This is a genomic window from Ewingella americana ATCC 33852, assembly GCF_000735345.1.
Classification (GTDB): Bacteria; Pseudomonadota; Gammaproteobacteria; order Enterobacterales; family Enterobacteriaceae; genus Ewingella; species Ewingella americana.
Genome location: NZ_JMPJ01000017.1, coordinates 293483 through 316680, shown reverse-complemented (window position 1 = coordinate 316680; position 23198 = coordinate 293483). Strand labels below are relative to the sequence as shown.

The following is a 23198-nucleotide window of genomic DNA, read 5'->3' as shown; positions in this document are numbered from 1 at the left end:
CTGTCTTTACCTCTTATGCCAGACGCGGGTTAACTTTGTCAGCATCGATGCCGAACTTGGTAATGGCCTCAGCCACAACCTTCACATCGATCTCGCCACGTTTGGCCAGTTCGCCCAGCGCAGCAACCACAACGTAGGAAGCATCAATTTCGAAGTGGTGACGCAGGTTTTCGCGGCTGTCAGAACGACCGAAGCCGTCGGTGCCCAGTACGCGGAAATCGCTGGCAGGAACGAAGTTACGGATCTGCTCGGCGAACAGCTTCATGTAGTCAGTAGAAGCTACTACCGGTGCATCGTTCATCACCTGAGCAACATAAGGAACACGTGGTGCCTCAGTTGGGTGCAGCATGTTCCAGCGCTCACAGTCTTGACCATCACGAGCCAGCTCGGTGAAGGAAGTTACGCTATAAACGTCAGAACCTACGCCGTAGTCATTCGCCAGGATCTGTGCCGCTTCACGAACGTGACGCAGGATAGAACCGGAGCTCATCAGCTGCACTTTACCTTTGCTACCTTCCACGGTTTCTAACTTGTAGATACCTTTACGGATGCCTTCTTCCGCGCCTTCTGGCATGGCTGGCATGTGGTAGTTTTCGTTCAGCGTAGTGATGTAGTAATAGATGTTCTCTTGCGCTTCGCCGTACATACGAGTCAGGCCGTCATGCATGATGACTGCAACTTCGTAAGCGTAAGCTGGGTCGTAAGAAATACAGTTAGGGATAGTCAGAGACTGAATGTGGCTGTGACCATCTTCGTGCTGCAAGCCTTCGCCGTTAAGCGTTGTACGACCAGAAGTACCACCGACCAAGAAGCCACGAGCCTGTTGGTCACCCGCTGCCCAGCACAGGTCGCCGATACGTTGGAAACCGAACATGGAGTAGTAGATGTAGAACGGGATCATTGGCAGATCATTGGTGCTGTAAGAAGTCGCTGCGGCCAGCCATGAAGATGCTGCGCCCAGTTCGTTGATACCTTCCTGCAGGATCTGACCTTTCTCGTCTTCTTTATAGTAAGCAACCTGCTCACGGTCTTGCGGGGTGTATTGCTGACCGTTCGGGCTGTAAATACCAATCTGACGGAACAGACCTTCCATACCAAAAGTACGCGCTTCATCAGCGATGATCGGTACCAGACGGTCTTTGATGGAGTCGTTTTTCAGCATCACGTTCAGAGCACGAACGAAGGCGATAGTGGTAGAAATTTCTTTCTTCTGCTCTTCCAGCAGCTGAGAGAAGTCTTCCAGTTTCGGCAGCTCAAGTTTCTGAGTGAAGTTAGGCAGACGCGTTGGCAGGTAGCCTTTTAGCGCCTGACGACGTTCGTGCAGGTATTTGTACTCTGCAGAATCTTTTTCCAGCTGAATGTATGGCAGTTTTTCCAGATTTTCATCGGTCACTGGCACGCTGAAACGGTCACGGATGTAACGCACGCCGTCCAAGTTCATTTTCTTAACCTGGTGAGCGATGTTTTTGCCTTCTGCTGATTCGCCCATGCCGTAACCTTTAATGGTGTGAGCAAGGATAACAGTTGGCTGGCCTTTGGTGTTCTGCGCTTTGTTCAGTGCAGCAAAGACTTTCTTCGGATCATGACCACCACGGTTCAGTGCCCAGATCTCATCGTCGGTCATGTCTTTAACCAACTCAGCGGTTTCTGGGTAACGGCCGAAGAAGTGCTCACGAACGTATTTACCGTCACGAGACTTGAAGGTCTGGTAGTCACCATCAACGGTTTCGTTCATCAGTTGGATCAGTTTACCGGAGGTGTCTTTACGCAGCAGCGCATCCCAACGGTTGCCCCAAATCACTTTGATCACGTTCCAGCCAGCGCCCGCGAAGATGCCTTCCAGTTCGTTGATGATTTTGCCATTACCGGTAACCGGGCCATCAAGGCGCTGCAAGTTACAGTTAATGATGAAGCACAGGTTGTCCAGCTTCTCACGGGTAGCGATAGTGATCGCACCTTTAGATTCTGGCTCATCCATCTCACCGTCGCCGAGGAACGCGTAAACGCGCTGCGCGGAGGTGTCTTTCAGACCACGGTGTTCAAGATATTTCAGGAACTTAGCTTGATAGATAGCACCGATTGGACCCAGACCCATGGAAACGGTCGGGAACTGCCAGAACTCAGGCATCAGTTTAGGGTGCGGATAAGAAGAGAGACCTTTACCGTGAACTTCCTGACGGAAATTGTTCATCTGGTCTTCGGTCAGGCGGCCTTCAAGGAAAGCACGCGCGTACACGCCTGGGGAGATGTGGCCTTGGAAGTACACCAAGTCGCCGCCATCGTTCTCATTGCGAGCACGGAAGAAATGGTTGAAGCACACTTCGTAAATAGCTGCTGAAGACTGGAAGGAGGACATGTGGCCGCCGAGATCCAAGTCTTTTTTAGACGCACGCAGAACGGTCATGATCGCGTTCCAGCGGATAGCAGTACGAATGTTGCGTTCCAGCTCCAGGTTACCCGGATACTCAGGTTCGTCTTCAACAGCGATGGTGTTGACATAATTACGGCTGGCAGCACCAGCTGCGACGCTTACGCCGCCTTTACGTGCTTCATTCAGAACCTGATCAAGCAGGAACTGTGCACGCTCAACACCCTCTTCACGGATGACCGATTCGATCGCTTGTAGCCAGTCGCGAGTTTCGATCGGATCCACGTCATTATTTACACGTTCTGACATGGTGCTTTTCCTTATCTGTATCTAATACGTTGGTTTATCTGGAGCCTGTCTTCCTGCGCTCTGGTGTTGGTGCAGAAAATGTATGCCACTCAAAGCACACGAAGACAGGCCCGTCAGTTTAGTTGCCGCAGTTCTCAAAATAAGAACGTCAACGTTGGTCCTGGTGGACTAGTTTTCTTCCTTGCGTTGCTGTAGTCGACGTAAAGACCGGTCGCGACGACTGCGCTCCCGGCTGACATCCAGCATTACTTCCTCAATAAACGCCAGGTGACGGTGTGATGCTTCACGCGCTTTTTCCGGTTCGCGTGCCACTATCGCCTCGAAAATCCCAGCGCGATGCTTGCTCACCACCGCCAGCATTTCCCGGCGCGCATAGAGCAATTCAAAATTCTGTCGAACGTTTTTCTCCAGCATTGGCCCCATACAGCGGAGCAAATGCAGCAGCACCACATTATGCGCGGCTTCTGTGACAGCCACTTGATACTGCATAACGGCGTCAGCTTCGGCGTCCAAGTCTCCGCTATCCTGCGCAACCTGAATCAATACATGGCAGTCGCGGATGCGTTGTAAATCGTCATCTGTGCCACGAAGCGCGGCGTAATAAGCCCCAATGCCTTCTAGTGCATGACGAGTTTCAAGGAGATCAAATTGTGACTCAGGATGGTCGGCGAGTAATTCTGCCAGTGGGTCACTCACGCTCTGCCAGAGATTACTCTGCACGAAAGTGCCACCACCCTGGCGGCGTAGAAGCAACCCTTTGGCTTCAAGACTTTGGATTGCTTCTCTTAGAGAAGGACGCGAAACATCAAACTGCTTTGCCAGTTCACGCTCAGGGAGAAGTTTCTCACCCGGACGTAGCGTCCCTTCAAGTATTAGGAACTCAAGTTGCTGCTCGATCACATCTGACAACTTAGGTTGTCGAATTTTGCTGTAAGCCATGTGACGGTCTCTACGAATAGCAATCTGCGAGTAGCACATCTGTGAGTGCACGGAGTAAATTGGTAATACCAATTTAAAAAACGTGGCCGTAAAGTAACAAAGTATTCACCTTGTGTCCATATGGTCACCCCGCAAATGAGCAAGGCTCGCACATTTTAACAAATATTTAGCATTTCTATTTTTTGCTCGGGTCGCGATCACATTTCTTAGATCTGAGACAATTTTCCACATTATTTGCTTATGAGTTATTCAAATGCTGCATAAAGCAGGTGCAAACTGTCGCGCATAGCACTATTCTTCCCCCAACGGTAGTTCGTGCTGGTTTTTTGCCTCATGACAGCCGTAAATAAAAAGATACAATAACTGTAATCATCGCCTTACAACTTGCTTAACGTGCAGATTTGTATGGGGTTTACCCAAACACAGAGGATCAGTAGATGGATGATCGACAACACGGCGATGAGCTGAAGCGCGGGTTAAAAAACCGCCACATTCAGTTGATTGCGCTGGGCGGGGCTGTCGGTACAGGCCTGTTTCTGGGCAGCGCCTCCGTTATCCAATCCGCGGGCCCGGGAATTATCCTTGGCTATATTATCGCTGGATTTATAGCATTTTTGATTATGCGACAGCTGGGTGAGATGGTCGTGGAAGAGCCCGTAGCAGGCTCATTTAGCCATTTTGCCTATAAATATTGGGGTGGTTTTGCTGGCTTCGCGTCTGGCTGGAACTACTGGGTGCTCTATATCCTGGTTGCCATGGCAGAATTGACCGCGGTCGGTAAATACATTCAATTCTGGTGGCCGGAGATCCCAACCTGGGCCTCTGCTGCGGCCTTCTTCGTGCTGATTAACGCCATCAACCTCACCAACGTGAAAGTGTTTGGTGAAATGGAATTCTGGTTCGCAATCATCAAGGTTGTGGCGGTTGTTGCCATGATCCTGTTCGGCGGCTGGTTACTGTTCAGCGACACCGCGGGCCCGCAGGCCACCGTGCGTAACCTGTGGGAGCAAGGCGGGTTCCTGCCTCACGGCATGACCGGGCTGGTCATGATGATGGCCATCATTATGTTCTCGTTTGGCGGCCTTGAGCTGGTGGGTATCACCGCGGCTGAAGCCGATAACCCAGAGGTCAGCATTCCAAAAGCCACCAATCAGGTTATCTACCGCATCCTGATTTTCTATGTGGGTTCGCTGGCGGTTCTTCTGTCGCTGATGCCTTGGACTCGCGTAGGGCCAGACACCAGCCCGTTCGTGCTGATTTTCCACGAGCTGGGCGATGCGCTGGTAGCCAATGCCCTGAACGTGGTTATCCTGACGGCGGCGCTGTCGGTCTATAACAGCTGCGTTTACTGCAACAGCCGCATGCTGTTCGGCCTTGCTCAACAGGGTAATGCGCCAAAAGCCTTGCTCAATGTTGATAAACGCGGTGTGCCAGTGGCATCCATTCTGGTATCGGCTACGACTACTGCGCTTTGCGTGCTGATTAACTACCTGATGCCGGGCGAAGCCTTTGGCCTGCTGATGGCTCTGGTGGTCTCTGCACTGGTGATCAACTGGGCGATGATTAGCCTGGCGCACATCAAGTTCCGCCAAGCTAAACGCAAAGAAGGCGTGGAGCCGAAGTTCAAAGCACTGCTCTACCCCGTCGGTAACTACATCTGCCTGCTGTTTATGGCGGCGATTCTGGTGATTATGGCTATCACCCCGGGCATGGCGATCTCCGTATGGCTGATCCCAGTGTGGATTGCCATTCTGGCTGTGGGTTACCTGCTGAAAAGCAAAAACACCAAAGCAGTTAACGCGACGGCCAAGTAAGCTTTCTTACTTCCAAGCTTTTTTGCCTATAAATGTTAAAAGTAAAAAGCCCGGTGAATAACCGGGCTTTTTTATTGTCGGGAAAAGATTGGCTGGAATGGAATCGAACTTAAACCAAAGTGCCGTAGATGGTCAGCACCGCGACCACCACCAGAATAATCATGGTGACTTTTCGCGCCAGAGAAACCGCAGCACGCGGCGTCTGAACTGGGTCAGTATGGGGGTCACGCGCCAATGAGAACTGTGCCAGATTGGTCAAAACCTGATATTGCGAAGTGTGGATATCGCCCAGAGATGCAAACCACGCTGGCAGCGCTTTCTCGCCGTGTCCCAGCAACGCATAAGCCACGCCAGCCAGACGAACAGGGATCCAATCCAGAACATGCAGCAAGGCATCAACCCCGGACTGTGAACGTTTCATCGGCGTGGTATGACGCGCCAGCCAAGTTTGATAACCACGCAAAACGGCATAGCCACCCAGCGCAATTGGGCCATAAGGGCCGAAGACCACGAACCAAAACAGCGGCGCCAAGTAGTAGCGGAAGTTAATCCACAACAGCGCATTTTGCAGCTCTCTTAGTCGAACTTCTTCAGTACAATCAACCGGTAAACCGTGGATAAGGGCTAGCTCCTCGGCCATAGCCGAACAAGCGTTAGCATCCCCCTGACGCGCTGCCTTGAGATAGGCACGGTAATGCTTGCGCTTAATACCCGCGCCGATGCAGAACAGGCAAATCACCACCCAAAGAATTAAAGAAGGCACGCCGAAGAAGAAACCGTGAAACGCCCGCAGTACCAGCCATAGCAGGGCCATCCAGACAATGGCAATCGCCAGAGTTTTCGTCAGGCTGGCATTGTGCCCGCGACGGAAAATCACTTCGAAACGATGATCTAACTGCCAGTGCTCGCCCAATTTGAACAGGCGCTCCCAAGCCAGCACCAACAATAAGGTAAATAACGTCATCGGTAATTACTCTCTCTGTTGCACGTCAAGGGCGGAAAATAGCCCATCCATTACGCCGTAGTTTACGTCAGTCCCTGTCGCTCTCGTTAACCTGATGTTGCCCTAATGATGACAAATAGTGCTCCCACTGAAACTCAGGGCCGGGGTCCGTTTTGCGGCCGGGGGCGATGTCACTGTGACCAGTGATGCTATCAACACTAATAGGATAGTGCTTAATTAACAACTCACTAACTGAAATCAGGCTTTGATATTGCGCCTCGGTAAAGGGGTCGGAATCCGTCCCTTCCAGCTCAATACCAATTGAAAAGTCGTTACAGCGCTCCCTTCCCTGCCACACCGAAACGCCAGCATGCCATGCACGTTTGTCGAAAGGCACATACTGCACCACCTCGCCATCACGGCGGATCAGGCAGTGCGCCGCAACGCGCAAGTGGTGGATATCGGCAAAATAAGGGTGCTCGTTGGGGTCCAGCGTGCCGGTAAACAGCTGATCGATATAGGGGCCGCCAAACTGGCCGGGCGGCAGGCTGATGTTATGAATAACCAGCAGCGAAGGAATTTCATCTTCAGGGCGAAGATCAAAGTGCGGGGAAATTACCTTTCGAGCTTCGGTAATCCAGCCATTTTCTAACTGCATCAAGGACCTCAACGGTGGGCTTTGGTGGTACTTATTACGGCAACAGGGTAGCATGTTTTTTTCTCTCCCTTAGCCGCCATTTCGGAGTATTTGTATGTCTACCCGCAGCTACAGCCTTGAAAGTCGCCGGGCGCTGTTACTCGAACGTATTCAAAATGATATCCCTGCATCAGTGACTCAGGCACTGGGTGAAGACCTCGGTGGTGAGGCCAACGCCAATAACGATCTGACTGCCCAACTTCTCGATGAAAAGACTCTCGCTAAGGCGACAATTATTACCCGAGAAGCTGGCATTTTTTGTGGCCAGAAATGGCTTGATGAAGTGTTCAACCAACTGAGCAACGGCGCGGTCACCATCTCATGGAAGGTGCAGGACGGCGACAAAGTAGTTGAGAATCAAACGCTTTGTGAGCTTTTCGGGTCTGCGCGCGTGCTGCTAACCGGCGAGCGTACCGCATTGAACTTCGTGCAAACCTTATCGGGCGTAGCCACCGAAGTCAGCCATTACGTGAAGCTGCTCGAAGGCACTCAAACCCGTCTGCTAGACACCCGTAAAACCCTGCCGGGCCTGCGCACCGCGCTGAAATATGCCGTGCTTTGCGGCGGCGGCAGCAACCACCGTTTGGGTCTGGCCGATGCATTTCTGATTAAAGAAAACCACATTATTGCCAGCGGTTCGATAAAAGCCGCCGTCGCCAAAGCCCAGCAGATCCACGCTAGCGTACCAGTAGAGGTTGAAGTCGAGACTCTGGATGAGCTGCAACAGGCTCTGGACGCTGGAGCAGACATCATCATGCTCGACAACTTCACCGTGCCGATGATGCGCGAAGCCGTGGCCCTCACCAACAAACGGGCGCAGCTCGAAGTGTCTGGCAACGTCACGGACAAAACCCTGCGCGAATTCGCCGAGACGGGTGTCGACTACATCTCCGTCGGTGCTTTAACCAAGCATATTCGCGCCATGGACCTCTCCATGCGCTTTAGCTAACTCCTCATTGATACCCTGCCCTCTGCCATCAGGGGGCATTTCTCTCCCTGCCTTCTCTTCTACCACCTTATTTCTTGCCATACAGATTTCTTCTGACCCCAACCTTCAACACTGCGAGACATGCCGCAATCTTTGCGGGCTTTTACATGCGCTCATTTTTATTTCTCGAGGTGTCGCGGAGAGCCGTTCAACGGGCATGGCAGCGGAAAATATTAATCGCTAAGTTGCTGACCAAGGGCGATGGAGGCCCGAACTTGAGCCATCAATATTAAGGAGAAATGAAAATGGTCAGCAACAAACAGCTAAGACAACAAGGCTTTACCCTCATCGAACTGATGGTCGTCATCGCCATCATCGCGATACTCAGCGCCATCGGGATCCCGGCTTACCAAAGCTACATTCAAAAAGCCGCGCTTACCGACATGCTGCAAACCATGGTGCCCTATAAAACGGGCGTTGAACTTTGTGCCATAGATCAGGGCGCCCTCACCCCGTGCAATGTCGCCACTCAAGGTATTCCGGCGACGGCGGCGACGCGCTATGTCAGTCAGGTTGCCGTGGCAGCAGGGGTTATCACCCTCACCGGCCAACAGGCGCTAAGTGGTTTAAGCGTCGTGATGGCACCATCACTCAACGCGACTTCCGGCACCATTAGCTGGACGAGGACCTGTACCAACGCCCAAAACGCAGTGATGAAACAGGCTTGTGAAAGCGTCTTCCGCTTTGCCTCACCGCCTAAGGCGGCCGAATGATGACAACAGCGAACCTTACTCATCTCACTGACGAGGCGCTGACCAAGCTTTGCCAGCGCTACAAAGCCATTGTTTTACATAAGAATGAATCAATCTTAAGGGTGGCTTGCCATGAAGTTGAAAGCGATACCGATGCGCTTAAAAAGGCGCTCGAATTCGCCTGCGCCTTAAAAATCGAGATTGAATTCTGGGCGGCGGAACGCTTCACCCAAGCCATAGAGCGCTCTACGGCTTGCCAGCAAGAAGTGGCGTTAGAGGATCCGGCGGCTATCGCGTCGATACTCGCCACCAGCAGCAATGAACTGGAGGATGACAGTGAAGCGCCGGTGGTTAACTTCTTAAATCAGGTGCTGCGTACCGCGATACTTCGCCGAGCCTCAGATATTCATTTCGAGCCAAGCGAAAACGCGCTGCGCATTCGTCTACGCATTGATGGAGTGTTGCAGGAGATCCCCGGACCAGAGGCTTCCATGAACGCCAGCCTGTGCGCCCGCATCAAAATTATGGGCCAACTCAACGTGGCTGAAAGGCGATTGCCGCAGGATGGACAGCTGATGGTGACTCTGCAAAACCAGCGCTTCTCTCTGCGGATCTCCTCACTGCCCACGCTTTACGGTGAAAAAATCGTTCTGCGTGTATTGAAGATAACTCAGCAAGATTTGGGGTTGGATCAACTGGGCTTCACGCCGCGTGATTTATGCCATTACATCAATGCCTTGAAGTGCCCACAGGGGCTGATTCTGGTCACCGGCCCTACTGGCAGTGGTAAAACCGTCACGCTGTACGGCGGTTTGCGGCATCTGAATGCCGTGCAACGCAATATCTGTAGCGTCGAGGATCCGGTTGAGATCCCCGTGACGGGCATTAATCAGACCCAGATTAATACCAAAACGGATTTAAACTTCGCGACCGTGCTGCGTGCTCTACTGCGGCAAGACCCGGACGTCATTATGGTGGGCGAGATACGCGATCAGGAAACCGCCGAGATCGCTATCAAAGCGGCACAAACGGGTCATCTGGTGCTCTCCACTCTGCATACCAATTCGACCTGCGAAACCCTTAATCGCTTGGGGCAGATGGGCATCGAGGGCTATCACATCGCCGCTAGTTTAAAACTGGTGATAGCCCAACGCTTGGTCCGCAAGCTCTGCCCACACTGCCGAAAACCCCACGCCTCTTTCGTGGATCATGGTGAAAAAGGCCGTCCCGGCCCTATGCCACTGTGGATAGCGGGAGGCTGTGAACGCTGCTATCAAGGCTATTACGGCAGGACGGGTATTTATGAGATTTTAACCATCACTCCTGCGCTACAGCAGGCTCTGGTTAACGGTGCCAGCGTCGCCGAGCTAAACAAAATTGCTCGTTCTCAGGGGCATAAAACGCTGATGGAGGCCGGGATGCTGCTGGTTCAACAAGGGACGACATCGCTTGAAGAGCTTTACCGCGTGTCTGGTGAGGGAGAAACGGCATGACAGAGGCTCATCCGCCAACACAGCGCCTGAACCTGTATCGCTGGGAGGGTGTTGATGCCCTTGGCAACTTACAGTCAGGAGAACTGCTGTCGGCGGATGAGCTCTCGGTACATCAACAACTGTTCACTCTGGCACTCCAGCCCGTCAGCGTGAAGTACCAACAGCGAGTTCGCGCTGCCTATTGGAAAGGTGCCGACCTGATTGCTTTTATCCGGCAATTGGCGACGTTACTGCAAACCGGGTTGCCCTTGGTCAACAGCTTGACGCTACTGGCGAATGAGCACCCGAAAGCGCCGTGGCGATGCATTCTGCAAACTATCTTTACCGGCGTGCGGGAGGGCACGCAGCTTTCCGCTATGGTTGGGCAGTTTCCGCAGGTTTTTCCGGTCATCTACCGTCGCATTATCGCTATCGGCGAAATGACCGGGCAGCTTGACCACTGCTGCCTACAACTTGCATTACAGCAAGAGAAGCAGGCGGAGCTTAGCCGCAAGGTAAAAAAGGCGCTGAGGTATCCGCTGATTGTATTGGCGATTGCCAGTACGGTGACCATTTTAATGCTAACCATGGTCCTGCCGGAATTTGCTAAAATCTATGCCTCATTTGATGCCCAGCTCCCGTGGTTTACTACCCTATTGATCCTTGCGTCACAGGGATTGATACGCTTTGGTCCGGCAACTACTTTTCTCATCATTATTGCCACCGTCTTTTACTTCAAAAAATATCATCCCGAAGCGCTGTGGCGCAGAAGGGAACAAAAGCTGCTGATGCGCGTACCGTTGATCCGAAGCCTCATAGCAGACAGCTGCTTAGGTCAGATATTCCAAACACTTGCCATGACGCAACAGGCGGGCTTGACGCTTATCGCCAGCCTTGAGGCGGCGGCAACGGCTTCAACTAACCTGCTGTTTGAACAGGCTATCTTGGAAATAAAACATCAGATAACGCTAGGCACGCCGCTTCACCAAGCCTTTGGGCAATCGCCCCTTTTCCCCTCCCTCTGCCAACAATTAATCCATATAGGTGAGGAGTCCGGGTCGCTGGATGAAATCTTATTAAAACTCGCGCAGTGGCATCACCAGCAGGCAAATCAATTGGCGGACAGCATGGCGCAGTCAATAGAGCCACTGATGATGGTTGTCATGGGGGTACTGGTGGGAGGATTAGTGATAGCGATGTACTTGCCCATCTTCCAACTGGGGGCGGCTATGGGGTGATTCGGCAGGAGTGAAGCAAGAACACGGCGGCAACAGGCTAAAGCCGCCGTGCAAAAGCGTATTATTTAGAGCCGAAAAGACGGTTTTCTTGCTCAGCTACGCGGATAAAAGTGGTGCGTTTAGTCAGCTCTTTCAAGCGCTCAGCCCCCACATAGGTGCAGGCAGAACGCAAGCCGCCGAGGATGTCGCGCACGGTATTTTCCACCGGGCCGCGCAAAGGCAGTTTAACGGTTTTGCCTTCGGCAGCGCGGTATTCCGCAACGCCGCCAACGTGGCGCTTCATGGCTGATTCTGAACTCATGCCGTAGAACAGCATGAACTTCTCGCCATCTTCCTCAACCACGGTGCCTTCGCACTCGTCATGAGCTGCCAGCATACCGCCAAGCATCACAAAATCAGCGCCGCCGCCAAAGGCTTTGGCTACATCGCCCGGAACGGCACATCCGCCATCGCTGACGATTTGGCCGCCAAGGCCGTGGGCTGCGTCGGCGCATTCAATCACGGCAGACAGTTGCGGGTAGCCGACGCCAGTTTTTACGCGAGTGGTGCAGACGGAGCCGGGTCCAATGCCCACTTTGACGATATCCGCGCCGGAGAGGATCAGCTCTTCAACCATTTCGCCCGTTACGACGTTACCGGCGCAAATTACTTTGTCCGGACATGCTTCGCGCACGCGCTGCAAGAAGGAGACAAAATGCTCGGAATAGCCGTTGGCAACATCAAGACACACAAATTTAAGCAGCGGGGAAAGCGCCAAAATCTGCTTCAGCTTAGTGAAATCAGACTCTGAAGTGCCGGTGGAAACCATCACGTGACGCAAGACAGATTCATTGGAGGCATCAACAAACGCTTTCCATTGCTCAACGCTGTAATGCTTGTGAACCGCGGTGAGAACGTCAAACGAAGCGAGAGCCTGCGCCATACGGAAAGTCCCCACGGTATCCATATTGGCCGCAATAATCGGGGTGCCAGACCAGCTGAAACCGGGATGTTTGAAGGTGAAAGTGCGCTCTAGCTCTACTTCTGAACGGCTTTTGAGGGTAGAACGTTTTGGCCGGATTAAAACGTCTTTGAAACCTAACTTCAAATCTTCTTCAATACGCATGAGGTCATGTCCTGGTTTGTTGCGATAAATCGTGGCGACAGATCGCTAAGGTACAAACGGGGTTGTTTGCCACCCTTTCCAGTGGTTTTATCATACGCAGGAAAACCATAACGGCAAGACTGCTTTCACAACTTTAATCACAGACTTTGAATCTGCAATTAAGCCAAACCTCGAGTCAAAAGCGAGACCAGCCCGGCTTGCACTTACTCATAATCTCTTTATCATTTAAGCCAACAGTCTTTTTAGAGTGAACGCATGAGTTATATCGTTGCATTGACCGGAGGTATCGGCAGCGGCAAAAGCACGGTCGCCGACAGCTTCGCCCGCCACGGCGTGAGTATCGTTGATGCTGACGTCATTGCTCGCCAAGTGGTTGAACCTGGCCAACCGGCATTACAGGCTTTAATTGATCACTTTGGCAAAGAGATTGCTCATGATGATGGCTCACTGAATCGCGGCGCATTGCGACAAAAAATCTTCAGCAATCCAGAAGAAAAACAGTGGGTTAATCAACTTCTTCACCCTTTGATTCATGCCCGAACCAAACAGCTTTTCGCCACAGCAACCACGCCTTATGTCTTGTGGGTGGTGCCTTTGCTGGTGGAGAACGGATTGCATAGCGTGGCGGATCGCGTGTTAGTGGTGGATGTCAGTGAACAGACGCAGCTAGCCAGAACCATGCAGCGCGATGGTATAAGCCTACAGCAGGCTCAAAGTATTCTGTCTGCGCAAGCGAGTCGCCAACAGCGACTGGACTGCGCGGATGACATTATTGATAACAACGGTGGTGCCGAGACGCTCGAACCGCGTGTTGCTTCATTACATAGCCGTTATCTGGAATTGGCGGCTTCAGCGACCCGACAGGATATTGACAAGAATGAGTGATGTAGTAACTACCGTTCTCTTTGAACATCCTTTAAATGAAAAAATGCGGACATGGCTGCGCATTGAGTTTTTATTGCAGCAGATGCATGCCAATACTCAAATCACGTCCATTTCTACCGCGTTACTTTTTTTCCGCACTGCGTCTGATTTATTGGATGTTCTGGAGCGTGGAGAAGTCAGGACTGATTTACTCAAAGAGCTAGAGCGCCAACAGCAGAAGTTATCGCAGTGGCAAGATGTTCCCGGCGTGGACCTTTCGCGCATAGATGCCCTGCGCAGCGAACTGAAGCAAAACGCAGCCGTGTTGTTCAAAGCCCCGCGAATCGGCCAAGCGCTGCGCGAAGACCGCCTGATGGCACTGGTTCGCCAGCGCCTGAGCATCCCGGGCGGCTGCTGTAGTTTTGATTTGCCGACCCTGCATATCTGGCTACATCTACCGCAGTCACACCGTGACAGCGACGTGCGCGAGTGGCTCGACACCCTGAATCCGCTGAATAATGCGCTGACTCAGGTGTTGGATTTGATTCGCCAATCTGGCGCATTCAAAAACCAAATTAGCCTCAACGGATTCTTCCAAGAGAATGCCGAAGGCGCAGACCTGCTGAGATTGCGTATCTCTCTGGAAAATCAGCTGTATCCGCAAGTGTCTGGTCACAAAACCCGTTACGCGATTCGGTTCTTGCCACTCGATAGCGAACGTGGTCAAGTGCCTGCCAGACTGACTTTTGAACTTGCCTGTTGTTAGGAGTAAAGATGGATCCTGAAATCACCAAGGTTAACTGCCCGACCTGCGGCAAAGCCGTTGTTTGGGGCGAACAGAGCCCTTATCGACCTTTCTGCTGCAAACGCTGCCAGCTTATCGACCTTGGCGAATGGGCTGACGAAGAGAAGCGCATTCCAAGCAAAGGCGATATCAATGATCTGGATGACTGGAGCGAAGAGGAAATTCATTAATCCGGCGTGCCAGTCATAAAAAAAGGAGCCTTAGGCTCCTTTTTTGCTTTAGTGAGTGTTAAATCTCACCGTTATTTAAGGCTTTAACAATCGACTCATTGGCCGGTGGGAAATCTTCCACTTTAAGCTCGGCCTGCGGAACCCAACGCATTGGCTGCCCCTCTTTGCCGTACGGCTCGCCCTGCCACTGTTCAACCAAGTGGAAGTGCAGGTTAATCACGCGATCCGGGAAGATATGCTCAAGGCTTTTAATCAGCACCGGCTTTTCAGCCACAATACCCGCCTCTTCCTGCAACTCGCGAATCACCGCCTGCGCGGGCGTTTCGCCCTGCTCGACTTTACCGCCCGGAAACTCCCAGAACCCAGCCATATGTGAGGAAGCATCACGCTGAGTAATGAAGATCTCTTTCTGCGCGTTACGAATAATTCCCACCGAAATAGTGATTCTTTTCAGCGACATGTTTCCATCCTTATTCATCTTAGGTGCTGAGAATAAGCAAAGGGCGGTGATTAACCGCCCTTCGACTTTATAGATTCACGGGGTTAACAGATTACTTCTGTAAACGGCCGTGGCACTGTTTGTATTTCTTACCTGAACCACATGGGCATGGGTCGTTACGGCCCACTTTACGGTCGCCCTGAGAGCCAGATGCCAGACGCTCGGCTTCTTCGATTTCTAAAGAAGTCTGGTCCTGATGGCTAAGGTGCTGCTGGCGAGCCAGACGCTCAGCTTCTTCGCGGCGCTGCTCTTCCATTGCTTCAACTTCTTCTGGCATGCGAACCTGAACCTTGCTCAGAACGCTAACCACTTCATATTTCAGTGATTCCAGCATAGAGGCGAACATAGCGAAGGACTCGCGCTTGTACTCTTGCTTTGGATCTTTCTGCGCGTAGCCACGTAAGTGGATACCTTGACGCAGGTAATCCATCGCCGCCAAGTGCTCTTTCCACAGTGAGTCCAGCGTCTGCAACATCACGCCTTTCTCAAAGTTACGCATCATCTCAACGCCAACCACTTCTTCTTTACGCGCGTAAGACTCCATCGCGTTTTCCAGAATACGCTCGCGCAGGGTCTCTTCATGCAGCTCTGGCTCTTTGTCCAGCCACTCTGCAATCGGCATTTCCAGCTCGAAATCGTTTTTCAGGCGCTGTTCCAGACCTTCAACATCCCACATCTCTTCCAGAGACTGAGGTGGAATGTAGCTGTCGATGGTGCTTTTGAACACGTCTTCGCGGATGCTGCGAATGGTTTCGCTCACGTCTGACACGTCCAGCAATTCGTTACGCTGGCTGTAGATAGCACGACGCTGATCGCTGGCAACATCATCATATTCAAGCAGTTGCTTACGAATATCAAAGTTACGGCTTTCAACTTTACGCTGTGCGTTAGCAATCGCCTTGGTCACCCAAGGGTGCTCAATGGCTTCGCCCGGCTTCATACCCAGCTTACGCATCATGTTAGAAACGCGGTCTGAGGCGAAGATACGCATCAGGGCATCTTCCATCGACAGGTAGAAGCGAGATGAGCCTGCGTCACCCTGACGACCTGCACGACCACGCAACTGGTTATCGATACGGCGAGATTCATGACGCTCTGTACCAATGATGTGCAGACCACCAGAAGCCAGAACCGCGTCATGGCGAATTTGCCATGCTGCTTTGATCTGCGCTTTCTGCTCGTCAGTCACTTCTTCGCCCAGATTTTCAATCTCAACCTGCCAGCTACCACCCAACACGATGTCGGTACCACGACCGGCCATGTTGGTTGCGATGGTAACCGCGCTTGGCTGACCCGCCTGAGCAACGATATCTGCTTCTTTGGCGTGGAATTTGGCGTTCAGAACGCTGTGCGCGATGCCTGCTTTATCCAGCTCACGAGAAACCACTTCTGACTTCTCAATCGAGATAGTACCCACCAGAACCGGCTGGCCGTTGGCAGTACGCTCACGGATGTCTTCAATGATTGCGCCGATTTTTTCCATTTCAGTCATGTAGACCAGATCCGGCAAATCTTTACGCACCATTGGGCGGTTGGTTGGCACCACGATGGTGTCGAGCTTGTAGATAGAGCTAAATTCGAATGCTTCGGTGTCCGCAGTACCGGTCATACCCGCCAGCTTCTCGTACAGACGGAAGTAGTTCTGGAAGGTGATGGAAGCCAGCGTCTGGTTTTCGTTTTGAATGTCGACGCCTTCTTTGGCTTCAACTGCCTGATGCAGACCATCAGACCAACGGCGACCCTGCATGGTACGGCCAGTGTGTTCGTCGACGATGATAACTTCGCCATCTTTAACGATGTAGTCAACGTCACGGGTGAACAGCACGTGGGCGCGCAGTGCCGCGGTCACGTGGTGCATCAGCATGATGTTAGATGGAGAGTACAGGGACTCGCCGTCGTCCATGATGCCCGCTTCCATCAGCATTTCTTCAATCAGAACCAGACCGCGTTCAGTCAGGTGAACCTGACGCGCTTTCTCATCCACGGAGAAGTGACCTTCACCTTGGAAGCTGTCTGAGTCTTCTTTTTCCTGACGAATCAGCTGAGGGATCAGCTTGTTCACGCGGATGTACATTTCTGAGCTGTCTTCGGCCGGGCCGGAGATGATCAGCGGAGTACGCGCTTCGTCGATCAAGATTGAGTCAACCTCATCGACCAGTGCGTAGTGCAGTTTACGCTGAACGCGCTCTTCAGGGCTGAAAGCCATGTTGTCGCGCAGGTAGTCAAAGCCGTATTCGTTGTTTGTGCCGTAAGTGATGTCAGCGGCGTAAGCAGCGCGCTTGGCCGGTGCTGGCATGTTTGGCAAGTTGATGCCGATGGTCAGGCCCAAGAATTCAAACAGTGCACGGTTGTTTTCGGCGTCACGCTGCGCCAAGTAGTCGTTGACGGTAACAACGTGAACACCTTTGCCGCTCAGGGCGTTCAGGTAAGCTGGCAGCGTCGCGGTCAAGGTTTTACCTTCACCCGTACGCATTTCCGCGATGCAGCGTTCGTTCAGAACCATACCACCCAACAGCTGGACGTCGAAGTGACGCATACCGAAGACGCGTTTACTTGATTCACGAACTACAGCGAAAGCCTCAGGAATGAGGTTTTCCAGAACTTCACCTTTTGCTAAACGTGCGCGGAATTCATCCGTCTTGGCTTTTAACTGGTCGTCGGTCAGCTTCTGGATCTCAGGTTCCATGCGGTTGATGAGATCAACAACTTTGCGCATACGGCGCAGAGTACGATCGTTACGGCTACCAAAAACTTTGGTCAATAATTTGATTAACATAATGCTTAATGTCTCTTTGAAGCTGCCAATAGCAGCCACTATTTTGTTGATTTATTGAAAGAAATAGCAAATAAGACTTCTGAAATCAGAGAGTAATTAACTCAAAGAAGTGGGACCGGCGCGGATACCTTGCACCTGAGCCAGCCACAAGCCGGGCTGATGCTGGTGCGTGGAAAGAATGAGGGGTTGCTTGGTCTGACGAATAATAACCGGAGGTTTCGGCTCATGCGTCAGTAAAGAATTTAGCGTGACCAGCAGTGCAAGCTGCTGAATATGCAGAGGTTCGGCTTCATCAGCCACCACTTCAGGCGTAACGGTATAAACTACCTGAGGCGCTAAAGCAAAAGAGAGATGGCGAATAACCGTGCGCAGCGCGTGCTGTTGCCAGTAATCTACCCCAAACGCCGGGCGGCGATGCGCCTGAAGCAGGGCGAGATTCGTCAGCCCTGTACTCCCGATGTTAAGGCGGTTTACACTGGACGATGCATTCGGGACTGAGGCTAATTCCGTTTGTGATAGATTCGTCGACACGCCGAGGCTAGCCGCGACCATCCCCAATAGGAGATGCGGCCAAAAATACCTTCTGCCAAATTGTCGCCAACGATTTAGAATGCCAATCACAAGTTTACAATCCGCCGGAGCCAGTCATGCGCGATAGTCGCCCACAATTATTAGATGTTCTGTTTGACGATGCGTCTTCAGCGGATAAAAGTCCGTTGCGGCTTGTTCAGCAGCGGGCAGCGGCGTTATTAAAACTAAACCGCGCCGTGAAGAGTTTATTACCCACGCCCATGCGACCATGGTGCCGTGTCGGTAATTATCGACAAGGTATATTAGTGCTTGAGATAGCAAATGCTAGCTGGATGATGCGGTTACGCTATGAACAACCGGCATTACTCTCTGCACTTCGAGCGCAAATTCTACCATCATTGTCGTCAATCGACATCAGGATTAATCCATCGTTAATGGTGAAAATGGAAAATGCGTCGCAGATTAGCGCGAAAGAAAGCTCGGTGAATTCTGAGGAAAAACCATTTAGACAGCTGAGTGCGCAAAGTGCTGAGGAATTACGAGGTTTGGCGAGCAGAAGCCCAGAGAAACTTAGAAAAGCATTAGAACGACTGGCTGAATTGGCCGGAGAGGGTGCCAAAACAACCAGTCGTAATAAGTAATATCAGTACCGATTACGCCAATACTGTGGAAGGGGCTTTGAAGGCCAATGGCACTTCAGCTTCATCCTGGAAGGTAACGTATTCCCAGGCTTCCTGCTTAGCCAGTACCGCTTGCAGTAACTTGTTGTTCAGTGCATGACCAGACTTGTATGCGGTAAACGCACCAATAATGTTATGTCCACACATGAACAAATCGCCGATAGCGTCGAGCATTTTGTGACGAACGAATTCATCTTCAAAACGCAGGCCATCTTCGTTAAGCACGCGGTAATCATCCACAACAATCGCGCAATCAAAGCTGCCACCCAGGCACAAACCACGTGACTGCAGGTACTCGATATCACGCATAAATCCAAAGGTGCGGGCGCGGCTGATTTGGCGAACAAATGCTTCTGCGGAGAAGTTCATTTTGTAGCGCTGAGAACTCGCGTCAATGGCCGGGTGATTGAAGTCGATAGTGAAGTCTAAAGAGAAACCATTGAATGGTTTGAATTCAGCCCACTTGTCGCCGTCTTCAACACGGACAGTGTCTTTAATGCGCAAGAATTTCTTGGCACTGTTGAGTTCTTCAATACCTGCATCCATCAACAGATAGACGAAAGGTGCTGCACTACCGTCCATAATCGGCACTTCTGGTGCGTCAACTTCGATAACGATGTTATCGATGCCTAAGCCTGCCAGCGCCGCATTAAGGTGCTCAACCGTAGAAATACGTACGTCATGCTCATTAACCAGGCAAGTACAGAGCATGGTATCACGCACGGATTTGGCATCTGCCGGGAAATCGACCGGTGGATTCAAGTCAGTGCGACGATAGATGACCCCGGTATTGGCCGGTGCAGGACGCAGAGTCAGGGTGACTTTCTTGCCGGTATGCAAACCGACGCCCGTCGCCTGAACGATACGTTTTAATGTACGTTGTTTGATCATCGTTTTTATCTCGCAATGTTGTCCATCCAACCGAGCCTATAATACATCAAGCTCGGCGGGACAGTTTAGCACAAAGAGCGGAGATCCTACAATTAGGACTAGTCTGCCTGCTTACGCAGGAAGGCTGGGATGTCCAAATAGTCGGGCTCTTTATTAGATTGCGTGTTCGGATCATTAACCACCTTCGCTGCTGGCTTAGTTTCCTGCGGCAGAGGCGACAGCCCGTGCTGCTGATAACGGTGATCCATAACCGGCTGGCTGGCTGGCTTGTTAGTGACCAGAGTGATTTCTGGGCGCTTATCCATGCCAATACCTGTTGCCACCACGGTGACACGCAATTCGTCATTCATTTCTGGGTCAAGTGACGTACCGATAACCACGGTCGCATTGTCAGAAGCGAAAGCACGGATAGTGTTACCCACGGTTTCGAACTCATCCAAGCGCAGGTCGAAACCAGCGGTGATGTTGACCAGAACGCCGCGAGCGCCGGACAGGTCGATGTCTTCCAACAGTGGGCTGGAAATTGCCATTTCGGCAGCTTCTTCCGCACGGTCTTCGCCACATGCCACACCAGAACCCATCATGGCATAACCCATTTCGGACATAACGGTACGCACGTCAGCGAAGTCGACGTTCATCAGACCCGGACGGGTGATCAGTTCGGCGATACCCTGAACCGCACCTTTCAGTACGTCGTTGGCTGCACCGAATGCATCCAAAAGGGAGATACCACGGCCCAAGACTTTCAACAGCTTGTCGTTAGGAATGGTGATCAAGGAGTCCACGTGTTTGGACAGCTCGGCGATACCCTGCTCTGCAAACGCCATACGCTTCTTGCCTTCAAAGTTGAAAGGCTTAGTCACGACGGCAACGGTCAGAATACCTAAATCTTTCGCTACTTCAGCGACGACTGGCGCTGCACCGGTACCGGTACCGCCGCCCATGCCCGCTGCGATGAAGACCATATCCGCGCCTTCAAGTGCAGCGCGCAAAGCTTCACGGTCTTCTTCAGCAGAGTTACGACCCACTTCTGGGTTCGCACCAGCACCCAAACCTTTGGTAATACCGCTACCGATTTGGATAGTCTGGCCTACAGCCGTTTTACGCAACGCCTGTGCGTCGGTGTTAACGGCAAAGAATTCAACACCTTCGATGCGCTCGCGCACCATGTGTTCTACGGCGTTACCGCCGCCACCGCCGACGCCGATGACTTTAATCACCGCGTCGTTGGTCAGTTCCATAGGTTCAAACATAGTTTCTCTCCGTTTTGTGCCTGTCGCTTCGAGATCGCAATTGCTAACAGCATGATCCCGTTTTTAAAACATTAAAACTCTTTTCTCAACCAGCTACTGATTCTCTTGAACCAGCTGCCCACTGAGGCGCGTTTTTCCACTTCAGCCTCACCACTTAGGTGAGACTCTTTCCCGTAGTGCAGTAGCCCTACAGCCGTTGAGTAGTAAGGTTCCTGCGCATAATCTGTCAGCCCGGTGATGTTCAGCGGTTGTCCGATACGCACCTGGGTATGGAATACCCGCTGCGCACAGGCTGCCAGACCATCAATTTGTGCTGCACCGCCTGTAAGAACTATGCCAGCGGCCAGATGATGTTTTACGCCTTGCTGACGTAATTGCTCCTGCAATTGTAAAATTTCATCATTTACTAAATTCAGCAATTCCGTGTAACGCGGTTCAATCACTTCTGCCAGCGTCTGGCGCTGCAAGCTACGTGGCGGGCGTCCGCCTACGCTTGGCACTTCGACATTTTCGTCTTTGCCAACAATTGAACCCAACGCGCATCCGTGGCGTACTTTAATGGCTTCTGCGTCAGTCGGTGGTGTACCGAAGGCGTAGGCGATATCGCTGGTGACCACGTTACCCGCATAAGGAATAACCTTAGTATGACGCAGCGCGCCGCCGGTATAAACCGCGATATCCATGGTGCCACCGCCGATATCCACGACGCAAACGCCCAATTCACGCTCATCTTCGGTCAACACGGCATAGCTTGCCGCCAGACCGGCGAAGATCAGTTGGTCAACTTTCAGTCCACAACGTTCGACGGCTTTGACAATATTCTTCGCCATATCATTGTGACAGGTTATTAAATGCACTTTTGCTTGCATTCTCACACCTGAAAGCCCTACCGGATTCTTAATCCCTTCCTGATAGTCGATGGCATATTCTTGCGGGATCACGTGCAACACGCGATGCTCATCGCGAACGCGGACCGACTTAGCGGTATGTACCACGTTCTCTACATCTTCCTGCGTTACTTCTTCTTCTGAAATAGGAACCATCCCTATTTCATTCTGACAACTGATATGTTTACCAGACAAAGCAAGGTAAACCGAAGAAATTTGGCAATCCGCCATTAATTCGGCCTGATCGATGGCGCGCTGTACGCATTTCACCACTGATTCCAGGTCGTTCACGCCGCCTTTATCCATGCCGCGTGACGGGCAGCTTCCTACACCGATAATATTGACCATGCCATCGGGCAGAACTTCCCCTACCAATGCGGCGACTTTCGCCGTACCGATCTCCAGCCCAACTACCAGTTTTCTGTCCGTCGACTTGATCATTGTTGTTTAGCCTGTGCCTGATTCTGTTGCTGATTACTGTTTTGCTGATCGATAAACTCTGGAGCCCAGCCGACCGATGCACCGGTGTCGTAACGTAAATCGACATAACTGATGCGTTTTTTATCGGTTTCGGCCTGCTGCTGAAGCTTCGGATAAAGGTCGATGAAACGCTGTAAACGCCCCATACGGTCATCTCTTCCCAGCTCCAGCCGGATGTCGCTATCCAGAGTCACTTGCCAAGAGTGACGAGCACTCATTGCCACAGATTTCACGGTGAACTTGGCCGCTGAAAGCGTCTGGCTCATCGATTGATAACCTTGCAAAACATCCTGTTCGCTGCCTTCCGGACCATAAAGCAACGGCATCTTCTGTTTGACTACTCGCTCGGCGGGTATGCTGAATGGTTTGCCGTCGGCATCGACCATATGCAAATCATTCCAATGTGCGACCGGCACATACTCCACCAGATGAATCTTCAACTCATTCGGCCATTGCTTGCGTACGCTGACCTGTTTTATCCAGGGTAAACGCTCAATCTGCTGCTGAATGACGTTCACATCCTGCGTCATGAACGTTCCTGGCGCACCCAAGGCCAGAATCGCCTGACGAATATCATCGTTAGTGGTGTAGTGGCGTTCGCCAGTAACCACCAACTGGGACAGAGGCAAACGGTTTGCGTCCTGCATCCAGCCAATAACTGCCCACGCGCTCCATAAAACGGTACCTAGCACCATCAGCAGGAAGATGATTCCTGCTAATTGCCCACCATTACTGCGACGACCGCCTTTGTTTTCAGCTGTCGCGCGCTCTCGTGCATTCAGGGCCGCTTGAGACAT

General features: G+C 51.9%; 21 protein-coding genes. 9 read left to right on the top strand and 12 right to left on the bottom strand.

The window, feature by feature from the left end; genetic code table 11:
• Nucleotides 1–13: 13 nt before the first annotated feature.
• Together aceE and pdhR are read right to left on the bottom strand one after the other, a co-directional pair.
• Entirely contained in the window at nt 14–2677 is a 2664-nt protein-coding gene (gene aceE / locus GEAM_RS01465; protein WP_034787226.1) for a pyruvate dehydrogenase (acetyl-transferring), homodimeric type, read from the bottom strand.
• A 168-nt stretch (nt 2678–2845) separates the two neighbouring features.
• Nucleotides 2846–3616, bottom strand: a complete 771-nt coding sequence (gene pdhR, locus GEAM_RS01460; RefSeq protein ID WP_034787223.1) for a pyruvate dehydrogenase complex transcriptional repressor PdhR — start codon at nt 3614–3616, stop codon at nt 2846–2848.
• A gap of 437 nt (nt 3617–4053) precedes the next feature.
• Between pdhR and aroP the strand changes: the two genes are divergently transcribed.
• Nucleotides 4054–5430 (top strand): aromatic amino acid transporter AroP, encoded by a 1377-nt coding sequence (gene aroP, locus GEAM_RS01455; protein ID WP_034787221.1) that lies wholly within the window; start codon nt 4054–4056, stop codon nt 5428–5430.
• Between the two features lie 109 nt (nt 5431–5539).
• Here the strand turns inward: aroP and ampE are convergent, their stop codons facing one another.
• Together ampE and ampD are read right to left on the bottom strand one after the other, a co-directional pair.
• Nucleotides 5540–6394 (bottom strand): beta-lactamase regulator AmpE, encoded by an 855-nt coding sequence (gene ampE, locus GEAM_RS01450; RefSeq protein WP_034787218.1) that lies wholly within the window; start codon nt 6392–6394, stop codon nt 5540–5542.
• 67 nt (nt 6395–6461) lie between these two features.
• Complete coding sequence (ampD, locus tag GEAM_RS01445) at nt 6462–7031, bottom strand: 1,6-anhydro-N-acetylmuramyl-L-alanine amidase AmpD (RefSeq protein WP_034787215.1); 570 nt, start codon at nt 7029–7031, stop codon at nt 6462–6464.
• 94 nt (nt 7032–7125) lie between these two features.
• Here ampD and nadC point away from each other — a divergent pair, with 94 nt between their 5' ends.
• From nadC to hofC, 4 genes are all read left to right on the top strand, one after another.
• Nucleotides 7126–8019 (top strand): carboxylating nicotinate-nucleotide diphosphorylase, encoded by an 894-nt coding sequence (nadC, locus tag GEAM_RS01440; protein ID WP_034787213.1) that lies wholly within the window; start codon nt 7126–7128, stop codon nt 8017–8019.
• Nucleotides 8020–8303: 284 nt separating this feature from the next.
• A complete protein-coding gene (gene ppdD, locus GEAM_RS01435) occupies nt 8304–8771 on the top strand; it encodes a prepilin peptidase-dependent pilin (protein ID WP_034787330.1) in 468 nt (155 codons plus the stop codon).
• Nucleotides 8768–10243, top strand: coding sequence for a type II secretion system protein GspE (gene gspE / locus GEAM_RS01430; RefSeq protein ID WP_072009842.1), 1476 nt, complete (start codon nt 8768–8770; stop codon nt 10241–10243). Before ppdD ends, gspE begins: the two co-directional genes overlap by 4 nt.
• Entirely contained in the window at nt 10240–11460 is a 1221-nt protein-coding gene (gene hofC, locus GEAM_RS01425) for a protein transport protein HofC (protein ID WP_051899366.1), read from the top strand. The genes gspE and hofC overlap by 4 nt, the downstream gene beginning before the upstream one ends.
• A 61-nt stretch (nt 11461–11521) precedes the next feature.
• On the opposite strand, the gene GEAM_RS01420 is transcribed toward hofC, so the two are convergent.
• Nucleotides 11522–12565 (bottom strand): GMP reductase, encoded by a 1044-nt coding sequence (locus GEAM_RS01420; RefSeq protein WP_034787211.1) that lies wholly within the window; start codon nt 12563–12565, stop codon nt 11522–11524.
• Between the two features lie 255 nt (nt 12566–12820).
• On the opposite strand from GEAM_RS01420, the gene coaE reads away from it, so the two are divergent.
• From coaE to yacG, 3 genes are read left to right on the top strand one after another with little or no spacing between them, the layout of a single operon-like run.
• The gene (coaE, locus tag GEAM_RS01415) at nt 12821–13450 is read left to right on the top strand and encodes a dephospho-CoA kinase (RefSeq protein ID WP_034787208.1); all 630 of its coding nucleotides are present in this window, start codon (nt 12821–12823) and stop codon (nt 13448–13450) included.
• Nucleotides 13443–14195, top strand: coding sequence for a cell division protein ZapD (gene zapD / locus GEAM_RS01410; protein ID WP_034787203.1), 753 nt, complete (start codon nt 13443–13445; stop codon nt 14193–14195). The genes coaE and zapD overlap by 8 nt, the downstream gene beginning before the upstream one ends.
• A gap of 8 nt (nt 14196–14203) precedes the next feature.
• On the top strand, nt 14204–14404 hold the full coding sequence (gene yacG / locus GEAM_RS01405; protein ID WP_034787200.1) for a DNA gyrase inhibitor YacG: 201 nt from the start codon (nt 14204–14206) through the stop codon (nt 14402–14404).
• A gap of 58 nt (nt 14405–14462) precedes the next feature.
• On the opposite strand, the gene mutT is transcribed toward yacG, so the two are convergent.
• The 3 genes from mutT to secM form a co-directional block, all read right to left on the bottom strand.
• Nucleotides 14463–14864, bottom strand: coding sequence for an 8-oxo-dGTP diphosphatase MutT (mutT, locus tag GEAM_RS01400; protein ID WP_084674010.1), 402 nt, complete (start codon nt 14862–14864; stop codon nt 14463–14465).
• A 91-nt stretch (nt 14865–14955) separates the two neighbouring features.
• Entirely contained in the window at nt 14956–17679 is a 2724-nt protein-coding gene (gene secA, locus GEAM_RS01395) for a preprotein translocase subunit SecA (RefSeq protein WP_034787196.1), read from the bottom strand.
• Nucleotides 17680–17775: 96 nt separating this feature from the next.
• Nucleotides 17776–18300: a secA translation cis-regulator SecM gene (gene secM, locus GEAM_RS01390; RefSeq protein ID WP_034787192.1), complete on the bottom strand. Its 525-nt coding sequence runs from the start codon at nt 18298–18300 to the stop codon at nt 17776–17778.
• A gap of 26 nt (nt 18301–18326) precedes the next feature.
• Between secM and GEAM_RS01385 the strand changes: the two genes are divergently transcribed.
• Entirely contained in the window at nt 18327–18851 is a 525-nt protein-coding gene (locus GEAM_RS01385; protein ID WP_034787190.1) for a DUF721 domain-containing protein, read from the top strand.
• 12 nt (nt 18852–18863) lie between these two features.
• Here the strand turns inward: GEAM_RS01385 and lpxC are convergent, their stop codons facing one another.
• The 4 genes from lpxC to ftsQ all read right to left on the bottom strand — a co-directional run bounded on the left by lpxC (nt 18864) and on the right by ftsQ (nt 23198).
• Nucleotides 18864–19781, bottom strand: coding sequence for a UDP-3-O-acyl-N-acetylglucosamine deacetylase (gene lpxC, locus GEAM_RS01380; protein WP_034787184.1), 918 nt, complete (start codon nt 19779–19781; stop codon nt 18864–18866).
• A 98-nt stretch (nt 19782–19879) separates the two neighbouring features.
• Nucleotides 19880–21034 (bottom strand): cell division protein FtsZ, encoded by a 1155-nt coding sequence (gene ftsZ, locus GEAM_RS01375; protein ID WP_034787181.1) that lies wholly within the window; start codon nt 21032–21034, stop codon nt 19880–19882.
• A 71-nt stretch (nt 21035–21105) separates the two neighbouring features.
• Nucleotides 21106–22362: a cell division protein FtsA gene (ftsA, locus tag GEAM_RS01370; RefSeq protein ID WP_034787178.1), complete on the bottom strand. Its 1257-nt coding sequence runs from the start codon at nt 22360–22362 to the stop codon at nt 21106–21108.
• Nucleotides 22359–23198 (bottom strand): cell division protein FtsQ, encoded by an 840-nt coding sequence (ftsQ, locus tag GEAM_RS01365; RefSeq protein ID WP_034787176.1) that lies wholly within the window; start codon nt 23196–23198, stop codon nt 22359–22361. Before ftsQ ends, ftsA begins: the two co-directional genes overlap by 4 nt.

Bases quoted from the DNA above. Each gene is read 5' to 3' on its own strand.
- aceE (WP_034787226.1), bottom strand. From the start codon at position 2,677: ATGTCAGAACGTGTAAATAATGACGTGGATCCGATCGAAACTCGCGAC.
- pdhR (WP_034787223.1), bottom strand. From the start codon at position 3,616: ATGGCTTACAGCAAAATTCGACAACCTAAGTTGTCAGATGTGATCGAG.
- aroP (WP_034787221.1), top strand. From the start codon at position 4,054: ATGGATGATCGACAACACGGCGATGAGCTGAAGCGCGGGTTAAAAAAC.
- ampE (WP_034787218.1), bottom strand. From the start codon at position 6,394: ATGACGTTATTTACCTTATTGTTGGTGCTGGCTTGGGAGCGCCTGTTC.
- ampD (WP_034787215.1), bottom strand. From the start codon at position 7,031: ATGCAGTTAGAAAATGGCTGGATTACCGAAGCTCGAAAGGTAATTTCC.
- nadC (WP_034787213.1), top strand. From the start codon at position 7,126: ATGTCTACCCGCAGCTACAGCCTTGAAAGTCGCCGGGCGCTGTTACTC.
- ppdD (WP_034787330.1), top strand. From the start codon at position 8,304: ATGGTCAGCAACAAACAGCTAAGACAACAAGGCTTTACCCTCATCGAA.
- gspE (WP_072009842.1), top strand. From the start codon at position 8,768: ATGATGACAACAGCGAACCTTACTCATCTCACTGACGAGGCGCTGACC.
- hofC (WP_051899366.1), top strand. From the start codon at position 10,240: ATGACAGAGGCTCATCCGCCAACACAGCGCCTGAACCTGTATCGCTGG.
- GEAM_RS01420 (WP_034787211.1), bottom strand. From the start codon at position 12,565: ATGCGTATTGAAGAAGATTTGAAGTTAGGTTTCAAAGACGTTTTAATC.
- coaE (WP_034787208.1), top strand. From the start codon at position 12,821: ATGAGTTATATCGTTGCATTGACCGGAGGTATCGGCAGCGGCAAAAGC.
- zapD (WP_034787203.1), top strand. From the start codon at position 13,443: ATGAGTGATGTAGTAACTACCGTTCTCTTTGAACATCCTTTAAATGAA.
- yacG (WP_034787200.1), top strand. From the start codon at position 14,204: ATGGATCCTGAAATCACCAAGGTTAACTGCCCGACCTGCGGCAAAGCC.
- mutT (WP_084674010.1), bottom strand. From the start codon at position 14,864: ATGTCGCTGAAAAGAATCACTATTTCGGTGGGAATTATTCGTAACGCG.
- secA (WP_034787196.1), bottom strand. From the start codon at position 17,679: ATGTTAATCAAATTATTGACCAAAGTTTTTGGTAGCCGTAACGATCGT.
- GEAM_RS01385 (WP_034787190.1), top strand. From the start codon at position 18,327: ATGCGCGATAGTCGCCCACAATTATTAGATGTTCTGTTTGACGATGCG.
- lpxC (WP_034787184.1), bottom strand. From the start codon at position 19,781: ATGATCAAACAACGTACATTAAAACGTATCGTTCAGGCGACGGGCGTC.
- ftsZ (WP_034787181.1), bottom strand. From the start codon at position 21,034: ATGTTTGAACCTATGGAACTGACCAACGACGCGGTGATTAAAGTCATC.
- ftsA (WP_034787178.1), bottom strand. From the start codon at position 22,362: ATGATCAAGTCGACGGACAGAAAACTGGTAGTTGGGCTGGAGATCGGT.
- ftsQ (WP_034787176.1), bottom strand. From the start codon at position 23,198: ATGTCTCAAGCGGCCCTGAATGCACGAGAGCGCGCGACAGCTGAAAAC.